The 16,847-nt window shown below is 44.8% G+C and carries 19 protein-coding genes and 1 tRNA gene; 16 read left to right on the top strand and 4 right to left on the bottom strand.

Annotation, left to right across the window (positions count from 1 at the left end; all coding sequences use genetic code 11):
• Positions 1 to 9: 9 nt before the first annotated feature.
• From EDC16_RS06750 to EDC16_RS06715, 9 genes are all read left to right on the top strand, one after another.
• The gene (locus tag EDC16_RS06750; RefSeq protein WP_132966709.1) at positions 10 to 282 is read left to right on the top strand and encodes a hypothetical protein; all 273 of its coding nucleotides are present in this window, start codon (positions 10 to 12) and stop codon (positions 280 to 282) included.
• Positions 279 to 473 carry a hypothetical protein gene (locus tag EDC16_RS06745; protein WP_132966707.1) on the top strand — a complete coding sequence of 65 codons (195 nt, stop codon included), beginning with the start codon at positions 279 to 281 and terminating at the stop codon, positions 471 to 473. Before EDC16_RS06750 ends, EDC16_RS06745 begins: the two co-directional genes overlap by 4 nt.
• 125 nt (positions 474 to 598) lie before the next feature.
• Positions 599 to 892 carry a hypothetical protein gene (locus EDC16_RS06740; RefSeq protein ID WP_132966704.1) on the top strand — a complete coding sequence of 98 codons (294 nt, stop codon included), beginning with the start codon at positions 599 to 601 and terminating at the stop codon, positions 890 to 892.
• A gap of 2 nt (positions 893 to 894) precedes the next feature.
• Entirely contained in the window at positions 895 to 3,234 is a 2,340-nt protein-coding gene (locus tag EDC16_RS06735; protein ID WP_132966702.1) for a replication endonuclease, read from the top strand.
• Positions 3,221 to 3,499, top strand: coding sequence for a DUF6378 domain-containing protein (locus EDC16_RS06730; RefSeq protein ID WP_132966700.1), 279 nt, complete (start codon positions 3,221 to 3,223; stop codon positions 3,497 to 3,499). Before EDC16_RS06735 ends, EDC16_RS06730 begins: the two co-directional genes overlap by 14 nt.
• Positions 3,496 to 3,930: a hypothetical protein gene (locus EDC16_RS06725; RefSeq protein WP_132966698.1), complete on the top strand. Its 435-nt coding sequence runs from the start codon at positions 3,496 to 3,498 to the stop codon at positions 3,928 to 3,930. Before EDC16_RS06730 ends, EDC16_RS06725 begins: the two co-directional genes overlap by 4 nt.
• A 122-nt stretch (positions 3,931 to 4,052) precedes the next feature.
• Positions 4,053 to 4,199 carry a hypothetical protein gene (locus EDC16_RS12680; protein ID WP_165894204.1) on the top strand — a complete coding sequence of 49 codons (147 nt, stop codon included), beginning with the start codon at positions 4,053 to 4,055 and terminating at the stop codon, positions 4,197 to 4,199.
• Positions 4,187 to 4,585: a single-stranded DNA-binding protein gene (gene ssb / locus EDC16_RS06720; protein WP_132966696.1), complete on the top strand. Its 399-nt coding sequence runs from the start codon at positions 4,187 to 4,189 to the stop codon at positions 4,583 to 4,585. The genes EDC16_RS12680 and ssb overlap by 13 nt, the downstream gene beginning before the upstream one ends.
• Positions 4,586 to 4,599: 14 nt before the next feature.
• A complete protein-coding gene (locus EDC16_RS06715) occupies positions 4,600 to 4,914 on the top strand; it encodes a hypothetical protein (protein WP_132966694.1) in 315 nt (104 codons plus the stop codon).
• A gap of 46 nt (positions 4,915 to 4,960) precedes the next feature.
• Here EDC16_RS06715 and EDC16_RS06710 read toward each other — a convergent pair whose 3' ends face one another.
• From EDC16_RS06710 to lptF, 4 genes are all read right to left on the bottom strand, one after another.
• Entirely contained in the window at positions 4,961 to 5,962 is a 1,002-nt protein-coding gene (locus tag EDC16_RS06710) for a tyrosine-type recombinase/integrase (protein WP_132966692.1), read from the bottom strand.
• 245 nt (positions 5,963 to 6,207) lie between these two features.
• Positions 6,208 to 6,292: transfer RNA gene (locus tag EDC16_RS06705), tRNA-Leu, on the bottom strand.
• Positions 6,293 to 6,475: 183 nt separating this feature from the next.
• Positions 6,476 to 7,552, bottom strand: a complete 1,077-nt coding sequence (gene lptG, locus EDC16_RS06700; protein ID WP_132966690.1) for an LPS export ABC transporter permease LptG — start codon at positions 7,550 to 7,552, stop codon at positions 6,476 to 6,478.
• Between the two features lie 3 nt (positions 7,553 to 7,555).
• Positions 7,556 to 8,662, bottom strand: coding sequence for an LPS export ABC transporter permease LptF (gene lptF, locus EDC16_RS06695; protein ID WP_132966688.1), 1,107 nt, complete (start codon positions 8,660 to 8,662; stop codon positions 7,556 to 7,558).
• A 183-nt stretch (positions 8,663 to 8,845) separates the two neighbouring features.
• Between lptF and EDC16_RS06690 the strand changes: the two genes are divergently transcribed.
• The 7 genes from EDC16_RS06690 (at position 8,846) to EDC16_RS06660 (ending at position 16,783) form a co-directional block, all read left to right on the top strand.
• Positions 8,846 to 10,339, top strand: coding sequence for a leucyl aminopeptidase (locus EDC16_RS06690; protein WP_132966686.1), 1,494 nt, complete (start codon positions 8,846 to 8,848; stop codon positions 10,337 to 10,339).
• A gap of 125 nt (positions 10,340 to 10,464) precedes the next feature.
• Positions 10,465 to 10,698, top strand: coding sequence for a hypothetical protein (locus EDC16_RS06685; RefSeq protein WP_132966684.1), 234 nt, complete (start codon positions 10,465 to 10,467; stop codon positions 10,696 to 10,698).
• A gap of 238 nt (positions 10,699 to 10,936) precedes the next feature.
• Positions 10,937 to 11,380, top strand: coding sequence for a DNA polymerase III subunit chi (locus tag EDC16_RS06680; RefSeq protein WP_132966921.1), 444 nt, complete (start codon positions 10,937 to 10,939; stop codon positions 11,378 to 11,380).
• 31 nt (positions 11,381 to 11,411) lie between these two features.
• Positions 11,412 to 12,470 (top strand): PDDEXK nuclease domain-containing protein, encoded by a 1,059-nt coding sequence (locus EDC16_RS06675; RefSeq protein ID WP_132966682.1) that lies wholly within the window; start codon positions 11,412 to 11,414, stop codon positions 12,468 to 12,470.
• A 47-nt stretch (positions 12,471 to 12,517) separates the two neighbouring features.
• Positions 12,518 to 15,373: a valine--tRNA ligase gene (locus EDC16_RS06670; RefSeq protein WP_165894217.1), complete on the top strand. Its 2,856-nt coding sequence runs from the start codon at positions 12,518 to 12,520 to the stop codon at positions 15,371 to 15,373.
• A gap of 184 nt (positions 15,374 to 15,557) precedes the next feature.
• The gene (locus EDC16_RS06665) at positions 15,558 to 16,508 is read left to right on the top strand and encodes a DnaJ C-terminal domain-containing protein (RefSeq protein WP_132966678.1); all 951 of its coding nucleotides are present in this window, start codon (positions 15,558 to 15,560) and stop codon (positions 16,506 to 16,508) included.
• Between the two features lie 8 nt (positions 16,509 to 16,516).
• Positions 16,517 to 16,783 (top strand): chaperone modulator CbpM, encoded by a 267-nt coding sequence (locus tag EDC16_RS06660; protein ID WP_232517288.1) that lies wholly within the window; start codon positions 16,517 to 16,519, stop codon positions 16,781 to 16,783.
• Positions 16,784 to 16,847 lie beyond the last annotated feature (64 nt).

Here is a 16,847-nt window from a genome sequence, read left to right as displayed (position 1 = left end):
GGGGCGGTGATGGAGATTAAGCCAGTGAATATCGGCGATTGGGGTGGATTACGCGCCACGCTACAAACAAGCACGATTGATAATTTTCGTCGCCGACTGAAACAGATTACGCCGTCGGAGGTGAAATGGTGGTGTGAACGTGCTGGGTTGGAATGGCAAGACAGCCGAACCGGTATCCGCACCGCCGGTAGTTTAAGTTATTCAGAGTTGGATAAGTTAATGCGGACACAGCAACAAGTTGAGCGTATGAGCAACCGGTTAAAAACAGGGGTAGTGATATGAAATCAGATGATGTTTGGCATTTGGAATGTGCTGATGTGTTCGCCCGTCGCTATCAGCAATGTTTCAGCAAGTTTGTGGCGATGAAGAAAGCGGGGAAACAGCAGGAAGCGGCATTGATGTTTAATGAATTGGTGCATGCAGTGAGCGAGGTGAAACGGCACACCGATTTAGCGGTTGAGTTGAGAGGGTGAAAAATGGAGTTGTTAATGAATATCGGTATTTGGGCGTTGATTATCACGGGCTTGGTGTATTGCGCCTTTGGGATGTTGGTGTTGGCGTATTTTGTGCGCTGTACGATTGATGAAATTCGGGGGAAATGATGGAAATTATTTTGGGTTGTGGCGCACAAGTGCGGGTGACACGCAACGGCGTGTACTATCAGGCGGAAGAAGTGTTATTTGGGCAAGGCAAAGAAATTAGTGATCAGATTTGTAAGCCGATTGCTGATTTTGAAGCGTTGGTGGCGATGTTGTGTATTTTCGCCTTGACGACTTATGAAAAATTGACGGTGTTGGAAATGTGGGAAGTGATTCGGGATACGGCAAGGGCGCTGAAAGAATATCATGAGTTGAACAGTGAATATTTGGCGAATCTGGAACAGGGTTGCTAATTATGCAAGCGCAAATGCCATGGCAAGCGGAGCGTGACGCAAATGTGGCGGCAAATGCCGCCTATTTGGCAGAAACGCAAGCGTTGCGTGCCAATTCGATGCAGGTGGAAAAATCTGCGCCGGCGGGAATGGCAATTTATCAACAGGAGTTGTTTGAAATCAACCCTGATGATTATCCTCTGATTGAGCAATGGTTGTCGAAATTGCCGCGCAAACGTCAGCGTGAGCATTTCCGCAAGATTTATTTACGTGAATACCATTCGGTAAAAGATGATGGTTCGATTGCTTTCGCCTGTGGCAATACACAGCGAAAACACGCGAATCAATATCTGCGTAATGTTTTGAATAAGCGGCTTGATTTGGTGCTGAAACAGTATGATTTCAGTTTGTCTTGGCTGGAGTTGAATCAATATCGGATTGAAGATTTTTATGCAGCAAAACAGACGCACGATCAGAAAAGCGATGATGAAGTAAAAATTAAACCACGTTCGATTTTGGCAATTGCCGATGAGTTGAAACCACACAAAACAGAACAGAATTCGAAATTGCCGTTTTTTCTGATTCCGGTCAAAAAATTGGAAAGTTATGCGCAAACACTGGCAATGCTGCTTAGCCAAAAACAATTCGACTTTATCGAGCAAGCCGCTGAATCAGAAACCGCCGCAGAAAATAGCAATGCTATTTTCTTGAACTTATACAAACAACAAGGTGAATTTTGCCGTGGAGTAGGCTTTCCTATCCGCCATTGGGAACGTTTTGCCGACGGTAAGCAAATAAAGCCGGAACAGGTCGATACCGCACTTTCAGAAATTGCCTGCGAAAAATATTGGACGCGGACGATGAAAAAGGCGCAAAAGCGTCAGATTGAACATATTGCGATTGCGTGCGGTGAAGTGCAGAAGAAAGTTAGTCCGTATATCTCAAAGAGCGGTTTTTATGAATGGCAAGCCAGTGTGAAGAAAAGCTGGGATTTCTTGCGTGCGATGATTATTGAAAATATTGAAGACCCGACCGAACAAAAAGAGTTGTTTGAATCTTATATTAAATCGTCGTCAAACCCTGAATTGCGGCGTAAAGAGATGATTAATCATTTGCGCGGCATCGAGGAGTGGGCGGAAGAAAATGATTTGCAATGTTTGTTTCTGACACTCACTGCACCATCGGCATTTCATGCGCAGTTGCACAATGGCGCACAAAACCCGAAATGGAACGGCGCTGATCCAAGACAAACGCACAGCTATTTGAATGTGGTTTGGTCGCAATACCGCTCTTTGCTTGCCAAGCGAAAAATCGAATTTAGCGGAATGCGGGTTGCCGAGCCACATCACGATGCCACGCCGCATTGGCATATTCTTTTCTTTGTCAAAAAATGCCATGCCAGAACGGCAGCGGGATTATTCCGTAAAAAAGCCCTGGAATTACATGGCGACGAAAAAGGCGCGAAAACACATCGTGCAAAAGTGGAATTTTGCGACCCGACAAAGGGTACGCCGACAGGCTACATCATTAAGTACGTTTCGAAAAACATTATCGGTTTCAAAAAATCTGCCAAAGCAAAAGACAACAGTAAAAGTAAAAGTAAAGATAGCTTGTCACTTTTCGACAGTAAAAACTTTTCCGATGAAATAGAAAATCTGACGCTAGATGACAACAGCGCACACGCAACAGCGTGGGCGAGATTGTGGGGCATTCGGCAATTCCAGTTTTTCGGCATTAACGGCATCGGGGTATGGCGTGAATTGCGGCGTTTAGCCAATGGTGACGTGAAAGACAAACAAATGGAAGAGCTGCGGATTTGTGCCGATATGGGCGAATCAGCGGCATTCTTTGACCGTCAAGGCGGCGCAGGGGCGAAACGCTACGAACAATTGGCGGTGTTGCATTATGAGGAAATCGGAACCAATGCTTACGGCAAAATCACTAAACGCATTGTGGGGATTCGAAATCAGCGCACCGGTGAGGTGATTATTACCAGAAAGAAAAGATACGTTATCAAAAAACGTCCGGCAGGTTTTAAACCATCTGCCGAGTGTAACGAGGCACAAAATGGCGGGCTTGCCCGCCCTTGGACTTGTGTCAGTAACTGTAACCGTGAAAAAGATGAAAATTTGAGCGATTCAGGGGCTGACTTGTCATTAAATCCGATTTCCGGTGTTTCACATCGGCTAGAGCATTTAGTGAGTAAGAAAATCGGTTGGTTATTACGCAAAAATATCCGACTGACAGCAGAACAACTACACGAGTTAGACACAACAAACAAAGTGCGGTTGAAAAACGGGCGGATTTTGTCCGCTGAATTTAACGAGATTAGGTTTATAGGTGATAAACATGGAAAACATTAAACAATTATTAAGCGAAAGGGAAAGCACACACGGGGATTTTGAGTGTGCCTCAATGGATTTCGACCTGCTACATGACGTTATTTATGACAGCAGTGTTAGCTTAAGCAGCCCGCAGAAATACGCGTTAACCATGATTATGGTCAAAATCACTAGAATTTTAAATGGCGATCCAAGTGAGCAAGACCACTGGAAAGATATCGCCGGTTATGCGTTGTTAGGTGGGGATTTAAAAAATGAAGGAGAAAATGAAGGAGATAAATCATGATTTTCAAATGGGAAAAAATTGCCGTATCACCTGAAGCCCCGAATGGTTGGGAAGAATATCACACAGAAGCCGCACTGGGTGATGTTGTTGTGACGGGGAAAGTGTTTAGAGATTCTGAAAGTACGCTTCAATGGCGTGGCGTAGTTAGTGATAGTGACGGTTCTCGTTGCAACATGGGCTATTTATCTGAATATTTTGGTGAGTCTACTGAAAAAGTGGAAACCGTGATTGAGGACAGATTGATTAGTCTGAATCATGGTTGGATCGAGTATAAAAAATGTCGCCCTGTTGGGAGCGGTTATTATTTAGTATTTACGGCTCAAAAAAGCGTATTTATTGAATATTACGACGCCGATTTAGGTGGCTGGTCTGAATATAGTGATGATGGAATTACATATTGGCAACCTTTGCCGGAGAATCCGAGGGGGTGAGTGATGGCGCGCAAATTTATCGAAACGGAGCTGGGTATTGAAATACAGTGTTCATGTTGTAAGGAATTTTATCCTGCCGATACCGAATTTTTTTATAAACAACCGGGGTATCAGCGTAGTAAATGGGGCTACATTCTTGGTGTAAGGCGTGCTATGAAGCTAACGCTTCACAAAAAGCTAAGCGGCAGCGGTGGAAAACAAAAGTGCGTAAAAGTGCGGTTGAGCAGTCAGCAAATAGTGTGAAACAGGGGGAAGTATGTCAGGCGTAAATAAAGTAATTATTGTCGGTAATCTTGGGCAAGCAGTGGATTTTCGTACAATGCCGAATGGTGAGGGTGTAGCGACAATCAGCGTGGCAACTAGCGAAGTATGGACTGATAAACGCAGCGGTGAGAAACGGGAAGTGACCGAGTGGCATCGTATCGTTCTATACCGTCGTTTAGCCGAAATCGCCCGTGATTTTTTGGATAAAGGGTCAAAAGTCTATATTGAGGGCCGCTTGAAAACTCGCAAATGGACAGATGATAAAGGCGTGGAACGCTACACAACTGAAATTATCACAGATTCGTTGCAGATGTTGAATGGCCGTAGCAGTCAACCGACAACACAACCAACACAGCCTGCGCAACCGCAGTATGATGACGCACCTTGGTAAGTAAGGGGGAAACTATGCAAACGATTACCAATGAACAACTGTTTGAAAAGCTAAGTGCGGTTGAGGCGTTGGCGAAAGCTCAGATTAATTCAGCCAAAGCCGAGAGATTTAAAAATATTGATGATAAAAGTATGCAGCTTTGGACAATTCAGGATATTGCGGACTATACTCAAAAAACTTATCGTCATGTACAAAGTGCTTTATTGCCGTCACCTTATTTTCCGAAAGCTGTACGGTTGCCGCAACAACGGAACCCGAATAAAAAAGGGAGCAAACGGTTATGGTTCGCCGGTGAGGTGGTCCGTTATGTTCGGCGAATGCAGGGGTAAAGTGAGTGAAGGGGGCAATACGCCCCTTTTTGTTAATTAAGTAATGTTAATCCAATAGTTTGGCAATTTCTGACATATCCGGCGCATAGTAGGTATTAAGTAAAATCTTTATATCCCGATGGCCGGAGATTTTCGCCAAAGTCATCACTTCAACTTTTTTGGATAAACGGCTTAACGCTTCGCGGCGGGTGTCGTGGAAATGCAGATCGGCATCATCAAGCCCAGCTAATGTTTTCAGTTCGCGAAAAGTGGTATCCAGTGTGCCGGCAGTGATTTTAAAAATGCGGTTTTCCCCCTCTTTTTTGACAAGCGCCAGATGATTAATAATTTTAAGGGCGAGCGCTGATAACGGAACGTTTCGGGCGTGCCCATTTTTTGATGTGGGGATATGCAATATCCGTTTTTTAAGATCAATATCCTGCCAAGTTGCGTTACAAATCTCCCCTGCTCGCATTGCGGTTTCGATTGCAAACAGCATTGCCGCGGCAGTTCGACTACGCCCCGTCGTTGGTGAGTAGTTGAAATCATATTTCGAGACATAAACCAGTCTTTCAATCTCTTCATCACTATATCGGCGAGTGCGTTCTTTCGGTGTTGGCGGTTTATCAATATTTTTTAGCGGATTTTCTTTGATGAATTTCCATTTATTGATCGCAACGGTCATGATATTGGACAGTGTATTCCACTCTCTTAATACGCTAGCGGGACTAACTTTTTTCAAGCGTTCATCACGCCAGTTTTCAAAATCTTGTTCAGTTAAATCAATAATGCTAACGTCGGCAATCGGCATATCTAACAGACATTTGAGCCGTAAAGTTTCTGCTTTTGCGCCTTTTTTCTGTATAGTGATTTCACGGATATATTTGTCAATGATAAAACTGAACGGAACATCAATAATTTCCTCATACGTGCCAGCATCAATCGATTTTTCCGTTTCATTCGCCCAGACTTGCGCTTCTGGTTTCGTTCGAAAAATAGCTGATTTATTGACGCCTTTTTTCCGAATTTGAACGCGCCATCCGTTTTTATGTTTGAGTATTGAAGCCATTTTCCGTCCTTTTTACGAGGGTTAAAATCGTGTGCAGTCGTGTGCAATTTCGTGTGCAATTTTCTGTTTTTGGGATCATATCAGATCATTTTAGAACATAAAATAGGCTGAATCGAAAGGAGTCGGAAGAAATAGCAAATGGTGTTCAAGAGGCTTAAAAGAGGCGTAACTTATTGATTTTATTATTGAAAATATAACAAAAAAGCCGCTAATAAGCGGCTTTCGAGTTTGATTATATTTACCAGTGGTGCCTAGGGCCGGACTCGAACCGGCACACCCGAAGGCGGTTGATTTTGAATCAACTGCGTCTACCAATTTCGCCACCCAGGCAACGCTGATAAACATAATCGCTGTCAGTGGTGGGCATTATACGGCTAACCACATAACTTGCAAGCGTAAATTTAAAAATTTTATTTGTTCGCTTTAATTTTCGACAATTTGTTTATTTCTTAAGTGATACCGCACTTTTCAGACTTTGGGATGGCTGCAAAGTGCGGTTTGACATTAACAAAATTAACTCGGTTTGCGCTTCAATAGCCACCATGTCAGCAGTAAAAACAGCAGGCTAGGGAGTAATGCGCCGATGATCGATGGAATGTTGAACACCATAGTGACGCGGCCAAAGGTTTCGTTGATCACATAAAAAGCGAAACCAAACACGATACCGGTAACAATCCGTGCGCCGGTGGTGACGCTGCGTAGCGGGCCGAAAATAAAAGACAGCGCCAATAACATCATCACTGCGACAGAAACTGGCTGTACCAATTTGCGCCAGTAGAGCAGTTCGAACTGTTTGGCGTCTTGCCCACTCTCTTTCAGGAAGGTCGCATAGCTGTTTAAGCCGCTGATTGAGAGTGAAGTCGCTTTTAAACTCACCGTCAGCAGTTTATCCGGCGTCAGCCCAGATTGCCAAACGTGATTGAGGTAGTTGCGGTTTTGAATCGAATCCTCTTCAATAATGGTTTCGCTGAATTGATTAAAGATCCAATTTCCATCCGCCTCCTGATAAGTGGCTTGGTTGCCGTGTTGCATGGTTTTCAAGCGACGTTGATCATCAAATTGATAAATATAGATATTATTCAGCGTGCTGTTATCGGTGACATTCTGGATATACACAAAACTATTTCCGTCTCTTGCCCAAATGCCATTTTGTACCGACAGCAGTGAACCACCGGAAATCGCTTGCGAGCGCATATTGCGCGCAAATTGTTCGGTTTGCGGGATGCCCCATTCGCCCAACAGCATAATCGCTAAGATGAGCGGAATAGCAGTTTTGATTACCGATAGCCCGATTTTTAGGCGTGAAAAACCGGAGGCTTGCATCACCACTAACTCACTGTTGGCAGCGAGTGCGCCCAGTCCAATCAACGCACCTAACAATGCCGCCATCGGGAAAAACGTTTCTACATCGCGCGGCATCGTCAGCAAGGTATAATAAATGGCTTGCAGGCTGTCATAACTGCCTTTGCCGACATCGCGAAATTGCTCGACGAATTTGATGATGGCAGACAGACCGACCAGCATCAACAGCGTGGTTAAAATCGTGCCGAAAATAGTCCGGCCTATGTAACGATCTAATACACCAAACATAAATTAATCCTCCAGCGCCGAGTTGGGGGAGACAAAATGGCGAACTTTATACATAAAGGCACTATTCCAACTATTTAAGATGATGGCTATCAAGAAAAAGACCAGATGAACTAGCGGAATCAAAATCGTCGCATCAGCTTTGCCGCCGCTGCCGGCAGATTTTAATGAACTGAGCAACAGAAAATAGATCAAATACAGCAAAAGTGCGGGCAGCATTTTTGCAAACCGCCCTTGGCGTGGATTGACTTTGCTTAACGGCACGGCAAGCAGCGCCATCAACGGCACGGCAAGCACCAGCGAGATTCGCCACCACAATTCGGCTTGTGCTGCGTCAGAACCGTCGTTGAGTAGCTGGTTGAGATTTAAGCGTTCGATTTTGTCACTTTCCGATGTTACATTGGCAAAGGTCAGATAGGCTTGGTAATCATCAAAATGGGTAATTTTAAAATCAGGCAGAATTGCACTCCCTTCATAGCGTTCGCTGTTATTGAGTTTTAAGATTTGATCGCCGTTCGGCAGGGCTTCCAAATTCCCGTTTTCCGCCACCAAAACCGACGGTTTGATATTACCGCGTTCACGCATTTGGAATAGATAGATATTGTCTAAACGGTTGGCTTCGACATCATCAATAAACAACACAAAATTGCCGTCATTATTGCTGATAAATTGACCGGGGCTTAAGGCGGACAGCGTTGGATTGGCTTTTGCTTGTTCAAGCATATTCACCTGCTTCTCAATAGCCCAAGGCGAAAGCCAGAAAGCATTGTAGGCGGCAAGAGCGGCAGTAAACAGCGACAGCAGCAGCGCGACCCGCATTAAAATCCGCTGCCCGACACCGCAAGCGCGCATCACTGTGATTTCACTGTCGGCATACAGGCGACCGAGTGTCATTAAAATGGCGATAAACAGGCATAGCGGCAACATTAATTGCGCCATTGTCGGCATGCCCAGCCCGAGTAAAGAAAAAACCAAGTCGGAAGGCACACTACCATTCACCGCAGAGCCTAGCACCCGCACTAACTGCTGAGCAAAAAAGATCAACAGCAGAATAAACAGAATAGCAATCTGGCTTTTGAAAATCTCTTTGGTTAAATATTTAAGTAAGATCACGGTCAGCCCTTGTAGTTTTAGGTTTGCTTACAGAATCAATCTTTTATTAAGACAACAAAAATGAAAATAATCATCGCTCAGAAACAAAGTTTTTTTGTGAATCTCTGTTATCCTCTACGATAAATCGTATAATGATACCCTTATTTTAATCGTGACAACAATAAAAATTATCGGGAGAACAAAATGGAATTTACATTGAGCCAAATTGGAGCAGCATCGCAACCAAGCGATTGCGTGATGGTGGCAGTCTATGAAAAACAACAACTTAGCCCAGCAGCACAACAACTGGACAATGCAAGTGGCGGCTATTTGAGTCAAATATTGCAGCAAGTGGAAATCGAGGGCAAAGTCGGACAAAGCCTGATGCTGCATCATGTGCCGAATTTGTCGACAAAGCGGGTTTTATTGCTCGGCTGCGGTGACCAAGCGCAAGCTTTAAGCGAACGTCAATATCAACAAGTAGTATACAAAGCCTTTAGCACACTGCGTGACAGCAATGCACAAAGTGCGGTCAGCTTTTTAAACGAGGTTAATGTCACCAAACGAGGTGGATATTGGAAAGTGCGGTTTGCATTGGAAGCAGTGCAGCAAGCCCGTTATCAATTTGAGGCGTTTAAAACTAAAAAATCTGAACAACGCCTAGCACTGAATAACATTGCCTTTGCAGTGAGTGCCGATGATGTTGCCAAAGCAGAACAGGCGATTGCCCATGCGCGTGCGATTGCCAACGGCGTGAAAGCGGCAAAAGATGTGGCCAATTGCCCGCCGAATGTTTGTAATCCGGCGTATTTGGCAGACTGTGCTAAACAACTCGCTGACGAATCTGCGCGGCTTAACACCACAATTATTGATGAATTGCAAATGGCAGAACTCAAGATGAATGCTTATTTAGCAGTGTCGCGCGGTTCGCACAATCCGGCGTTTATGTCGGTGATGGAATATAAAAATCATCCGAATCCACAGACGAAGCCGATTGTGTTGGTGGGCAAGGGGCTAACTTTTGATGCCGGTGGTATTTCGTTAAAACCGGCGGCAGAAATGGATGAAATGAAATATGACATGGGTGGCGCGGCTGCGGTTTATGGGGTGATGAAAGCGGTAGCCGAATTAAAATTGCCATTAAATATTGTGGCGATTTTAGCAGGTTGCGAAAATTTACCGGACGGCAATGCTTATCGTCCGGGCGATATTTTAACCACGATGAACGGCTTGACTGTTGAGGTATTGAATACCGATGCAGAAGGGCGTTTAGTGTTGTGCGATGCGTTGACTTATGTGGAACGTTTTGAGCCGGAAGTGGTAATTGATGTTGCCACGTTAACCGGCGCTTGCGTGGTCGCATTGGGGCAGCACAACAGTGGTTTAGTTACGAGTGATGATCAGGTGGCAGAGGAACTGGAGCATGCTGCTCAACAATCACTGGATAAAGCTTGGCGCCTGCCGTTGAGTGAAGAGTATCAAGAACAGCTGAAATCCAATTTCGCCGATCTTGCCAATATTGGTGGTCGCTGGGGAGGTGCGAGCACCGCAGCCGCATTTTTATCTAACTTTACGAAAAAATATCCTTGGGCACATTTAGACATCGCCGGCACGGCATGGAAATCCGGTGCAGAAAAAGGTGCAACCGGGCGTCCGGTTGCATTATTGGTACAATATTTATTAAATAAAGCAAAATAAGTGATAAAAATGGGTCAAAATCAATTTTTCATCGGTTTTAGCTATAAATTTAAGCAAAAAATGGTGTATAGTTAGCGTTGCCTATTTTCTATTATCTTTAAATTAATTATATAAAGGAGGTTGTCATGGCGCTTGCACCTTTAGTCGTGCGGAAATTTGAATGTGCATCGGAACAGGATGCTGAACAGATTTGTGTGGCACTGAATAAGGCAAAATATCGTTCTGTTGCGTTAGGAAGCGCAGTAGTTTCACAATGTCGTCCGACTAAAAAGCTGGAAGGGATTTTAGCGAAAGTCAATCCGGTGGAGGTTATCCCGAGTGATTATGATCTAGAGCAAATCCGAGATACAATCGCTTGACACTTCATTTGATTTAAAAAGAACAGAATCGCCATCTTGTCATTGATAAGGTGGCGATTTTTTTACGACCGCACTTTTTGTTTTATATTCCGACTTATATTTTCTCCTTTCGTTACGACGCTTTTTTCGCTAAAATTAACCGTTTATTTCAGGCGATAATCAAGGCATCGAAATACTTGAATCTTGAATACGGAAGCTTATAACTGAAGCTTGAATACAAAAAATAGGGCAACGAGTGGTGAAACAAGCACAATTTTATCTTTTGCAGGCGGAAAAAGCGGATTCGGAACTGAATGCGCAAGAAGCGCTGAGCTGTGATTTGGCAGCTGATGCGTGGCGCTTGGGCAAACGGGTGTTGATTGCCTGTGAAACGGAACAACAGGCGTTGCTGCTGGACGAAGCGTTATGGCAGCGTGATCCGGAACAGTTCGTGCCGCATAATTTGTCCGGCGAAATCACCACTTATGCCACCCCAATTGAAATCAGTTGGCTCGGCAAACGCAATAGCCAACGGCGCGATCTGCTGATTTCACTGCAAAGTGCGGTTCCCGATTTTGCCAACAGCTTTAATCAGGTGATTGATTTCGTACCAGTTGAAGAACAAGCCAAAATTCAAGCACGTGAGCGCTATAAACAGTATCGTCAGCTGGGATTTGAATTGACGACACAGCAAGTTTCGTGATTTTGCATATCTAAATTAGTAGAGACAAATAATGCTCATTTCACAGAATATGATTACCGATGTTAAGCTGATCATTCATCAATCGCGCGAACAAGCGATTCGAGTTGTTGATCACCAACGCACCTTGATGTATTGGCATATTGGTAAACGTATTTTTGAAGAAGAGCAGCTTGGGCAAGAGCGAGCGGATTATGGCAGTTATTTGATTCGTTATCTTTCCGAGCAACTGCAACCGGAGTTTGGAAGCGGTTTTTCTCGTCGCCAACTAGAACGTTATCGCCAATTTTTCCGCTTATTTCCAATTGCGTCCGCACTGCGGACGCAATTGAGTTGGACGCATTATAAGTTATTATTGCCGTTTGAAAATGCGGATAAACGTGAGTATTACCTTGCCGAATATGCCAAAAATAACTGGAGTTCACGCCAACTTGAACGCCAGATTAATAGCCAGTTGTATGAGCGTTTATTGTTGAGTAACGACAAGGACAGTGTATTGGCGGTTGCTCGAAATCAGCAGTATCCAATTGATCCGAAAGAAATTATTAAAGATCCAATGATTTTGGAGTTTTTAGGATTAAAACGCGAAACTGCTTATTATGAAAAAGATTTAGAACAGGCGATTATTAGCAATCTACAAGATTTTTTGCTAGAAATGGGAAATGGTTTTTCCTTTGTCGCACGTCAAAAACGCTTACATCTGGACGGTGATGAGTTTTTTGTCGATTTGGTATTTTATAATCGCTTATTACAATGCTTTGTGCTTATTGAAATTAAAACACATAAATTAACTCACCAAGATATTGGGCAATTACAGATGTATGTGAATTATTTTGATCGTGTAGAAAAATTACGGCATGAAAATCCAACAATTGGAATTTTGCTGTGTGCAGATAAAAATGATTCGATGGTAAAATTTACCTTACCGGAAAATCAAAATCAGATTTTTGCCAGTCGATATCAGATGTATTTGCCATCAGAGCAAGAATTGCTTAATGAATTAAAACAAGAAATTGAAAATTTCGAACAACGCGAATTAAAAGTACAAGAGAAAATAGCCGAGTATTTTTATTCTAAAAGAAAACAATCCTAATATTGTTAATCAATAAGATAGAGAAACCTATGATAAAAACCTTTGAAATGCCGGATCGCTTCGAAGCATCGGCAGTAGAACAAACGCTGTATAAACATTGGGAAGAAAGCGGCTATTTTAAACCGTCGGAAGATCGTTCTCGTCCGAGTTACAGCATTGCGATTCCGCCGCCGAATGTCACCGGCAGTTTGCATATGGGACATGCGTTCCAGCAGACATTAATGGATACCTTGATTCGTTATCACCGTATGCAGGGCGATAATACCTTGTGGCAGGCGGGGACGGATCACGCCGGCATTGCGACGCAAATGGTGGTTGAACGCAAAATTGCGGCGGAAGAAGGCAAAACACGGCATGATTTTACGCGTGAAACCTTTATTGATCGCATTTGGCAATGGAAAGCGGAGTCGGGTGGTACGATCAGCCAGCAAATGCGGCGTATCGGTAATTCAGTCGATTGGGATCGCGAACGTTTTACGATGGACGACGGCTTATCCGATGCAGTGAAAGAGGTGTTTGTGCGTTTGCATGAAGAGGGCTTAATTTATCGAGGCAAGCGTTTGGTGAATTGGGATCCGAAGCTGCACACCGCGATTTCCGATTTGGAAGTGGAAAACAAAGAGAGTAAAGGTAGTTTGTGGCACTTCCGTTATCCGTTGGCAAACGGCGCAAAAACGGCGGACGGGTTGGACTACTTGGTAGTGGCGACCACGCGCCCTGAAACCGTATTGGGCGATACCGCGGTGGCGGTGCACCCGGAAGACGAGCGCTATCAATCCTTAATCGGTAAAACCGTGTTGCTGCCGCTTGCCAAGCGTGAAATTCCGATTATCGCTGATGATTATGTTGATCGTGAGTTTGGCACCGGTGTTGTGAAAATCACACCGGCACACGATTTCAACGACTATGAAGTCGGCAAACGTCATAATTTACCGATGGTGAATGTATTGACCCTGAATGCGGATATCCGTGAACAAGCGGAAGTGTTGAATAGTGACGGTAAAGCCAATACCGATTACCAAGCCTTTATTCCGGAAAATTATCGTGGCTTAGAGCGTTTTGCGGCGCGTAAACAGTTGGTTGCCGAGTTTGAAGAACTGGGCTTACTGGATCAAATTAAACCACATGACTTAAAAGTGCCGTATGGTGACCGTGGCGGCGTGCCGATTGAACCGATGCTGACCGATCAATGGTATGTCAGCGTGGCGCCATTGGCAAAAGAGGCGATTCGTGCAGTCGAAGACGGCGAGATTCAATTTGTGCCGAAACAGTATGAAAACCTGTATTTCTCGTGGATGCGCGATATTCAAGATTGGTGTATTTCGCGCCAATTGTGGTGGGGACACCGTATTCCGGCGTGGTACGACGAGAGCGGTAAGGTGTATGTGGCGCGCGATGAAGCCGAAGTGCGGTCGAAATACAATTTGAGCGCTGATGTTGCATTGCACCAAGACGATGATGTGCTGGACACTTGGTTCTCCTCCGGTTTGTGGACGTTTTCCACCTTGGGTTGGCCGAAGCAAACCCCGGATTTGGCGATGTTCCACCCGACTAGTGTATTGATCACCGGCTTTGATATCATCTTCTTCTGGGTTGCCAGAATGATTATGTTCACCATGCACTTTATCAAAGACAAAGACGGCAAGCCGCAAGTCCCGTTCAAAACCGTGTATGTTACCGGTTTGATCCGTGATGAAAGCGGACAAAAAATGTCGAAATCGAAGGGGAATGTGATCGATCCGTTAGATATGATCGACGGTATTGATTTGCAAGCCTTAGTGGAAAAACGTACCGGCAATATGATGCAGCCGCAGCTGGCGCAGAAAATTGAAAACGCTACGCGCAAAGCGTTCCCGAACGGTATCAACCAACACGGCACCGATGCGTTGCGCTTCACCTTGAGCGCACTAGCGTCAAATGGACGTGATATCAATTGGGATATGAACCGCCTGGAAGGTTACCGTAATTTCTGTAATAAATTATGGAATGCCAGCCGTTTTGTGTTGATGAATGCCGAAGGCAAAGAGTGCGGTTTTGGCGACGGCGAAAAAGAATTGTCACTGGCGGATCGTTGGATCTTAGCCGAATACAACAATACGGTGCAGGCGTTCCGTCAGGCGTTAGATAGTTATCGTTTTGATTTAGCAGCGAATATTCTGTATGAATTCACCTGGAATCAGTTCTGCGACTGGTATCTGGAATTGACCAAACCGGTCTTTAACAACGGCAGCAACGCGCAGCAACGTGGCACTCGCCACACTTTATTAACCGTGCTGGAAAGTCTGCTGCGCTTAGCACATCCGATTATTCCGTTTATCACCGAAGAGATTTGGCAACGGGCGAAAGGCTTGGTTGGGGTAGTTGGCGAAACCATTATGTTGCAGCCGTTCCCAAGTTATGATGCGGCATTAGTTGATCAAACTGCACTGGATGAAATTGAGTGGCTGAAAGAGATTATCGTCAATGTGCGCAATATCCGAGCCGAGAAAAATATTCCACCGAGTAAAGGGTTGGATCTGTTGTTGCGGAATTTAAATGAGTGCGAAGCGGCTTGTTTAGCCAAAAACCACACTTTACTGCAAAATATGGCGAAGTTGGATTCGGTGCAACTAGTGGCACAAGGCGAAGCTGCGCCATTGTCGGTGGCGAAGCTGGTTGGCGGTTGCGAGCTGCTGGTACCGATGGCGGGCTTTATTGATAAAACCGCTGAATTAGCACGTTTATACAAAGAGATTGAGCGCTTGCAAGGTGAAATCAGCCGTATCGAAAATAAACTGTCAAACGAGGGCTTTGTCGCCAAAGCCCCGGCAGCGGTAATCGACAAAGAGCGGTCAAAAATGGCGGAATATCAAGACGGTATGGAAAAACTTAAAGCGCAGTATTTGAATATCGAAGCGCTATAATCAGCGAGTTTTTTATGCTTAGGGCGGATCAATTTAGATTCGCCCTTTTTGTTAACCGCGTAGTTATCTTGATTTTAGCTGCCGTCACAGTCGGATAATCCCATTGCGACAAAAAACAAATGGCGCTATGCTATTTTGGCAAACAAACTTTTACCGGTGCTTACTACTGTTGAAGGAGAGTGAAATGGCAAGTAAAAATTATTATGAGGTGTTGGGGGTGGCGAAAGATGCCAGCGCTAACGACATCAAGAAAGCCTACCGCAAATTAGTGCGAAAATACCACCCGGATATTAGTACCGAAGCAGATGCTGACCAGAAAACCAGCGAAATCAATGTGGCTTATGAAACTCTGAAAGATACAGAAAAGCGTGCCGAATATGATGCAATGCTGGAAAATCCATTTGCCGGGCGTACTAATCAAGGTGCAAATTTTGATCCACGTCGCTACGGATATGAATCGCATGATTTTTCAGGCAGCCATTTCGGCGACGGGCAACCTTTCGGTAGTGGCGATTTCCGTTTTGACGACATCTTTTCAGCCTTTGGCAGTGCCGGCAGGCGTGGACAGGCTTCTCGCCCGAGCGGACCCAGCAAAGGCGAGGATCAACATGCTGAACTGAGCATTGATATTAGTACAGCTTATCACGGCAGTGATCGTAGCTTAAGCTTGGATATGCCAACTTTGACCGCCGACGGACAGATGAGCTATGAGCGCAAAACGTTGCAAGTCAAGATTCCGAAAGGGATTATTGAAGGGCAGCAAATTCGTTTGCGTGGGCAAGGATTGCCGGGGTTTAATGGCGGCGAACACGGCGATTTATACCTGAAAATTCGCTTTCATCAATCGGATCGCTTGTATGTGGATCAACGTAAAGACGTGTATCAACGCATTGATATTATGCCTTGGACTGCAGCGCTCGGCGGCAAAATAGAGTTGGAAACCATCGCGGGCAAATTTAACCTGAATATTCCTGCTAACAGCCGTAATGCACAAAGTTTGCGCTTGAAAGGCAAAGGCATTCCGAATAAAGAAGCCGGTGATTTGTATTTGTTGCTGAATATTGTGTTGCCGCCTGCCGACAGTGATGCGGATAAAGCCGCTTGGCAGCAGCTAGCCGATTATTACCAAGCTTAAGGAGGACGATGATGACCGAACAACAAGATATTCAACTGACTTTTGAAGAGATCGTGTGCGCCTGCGACAATAATATCGATTGGGTGGTCAGTGTGATTGAAGAGGAGATCATCTCGGTTCACGGCAAGCCGCAACAGGCGAGTTATAGCGGTTTTCAACTGTCGCGAATTCGCCGTGCGCACCGAATCAGTCGTGATTTTGAAGCCAGTGTTCCTGCCACCGCACTGATTTTGCAATTGCTGGATGAATTGGAAACGCTGCGCAAAGGTGGATAAGCCTTGGACTTAGATAAGGTGATGTTGATAAGACCGTCGAGGAAAACGGCGGTCTTTTGTTATG

The organism is Testudinibacter aquarius, from assembly GCF_004342725.1.
Lineage (GTDB): Bacteria > Pseudomonadota > Gammaproteobacteria > Enterobacterales > Pasteurellaceae > Chelonobacter > Chelonobacter aquarius.
Note: the sequence above shows the minus strand (reverse complement) of the source record. Positions and strands in the feature narration are given on the sequence as shown.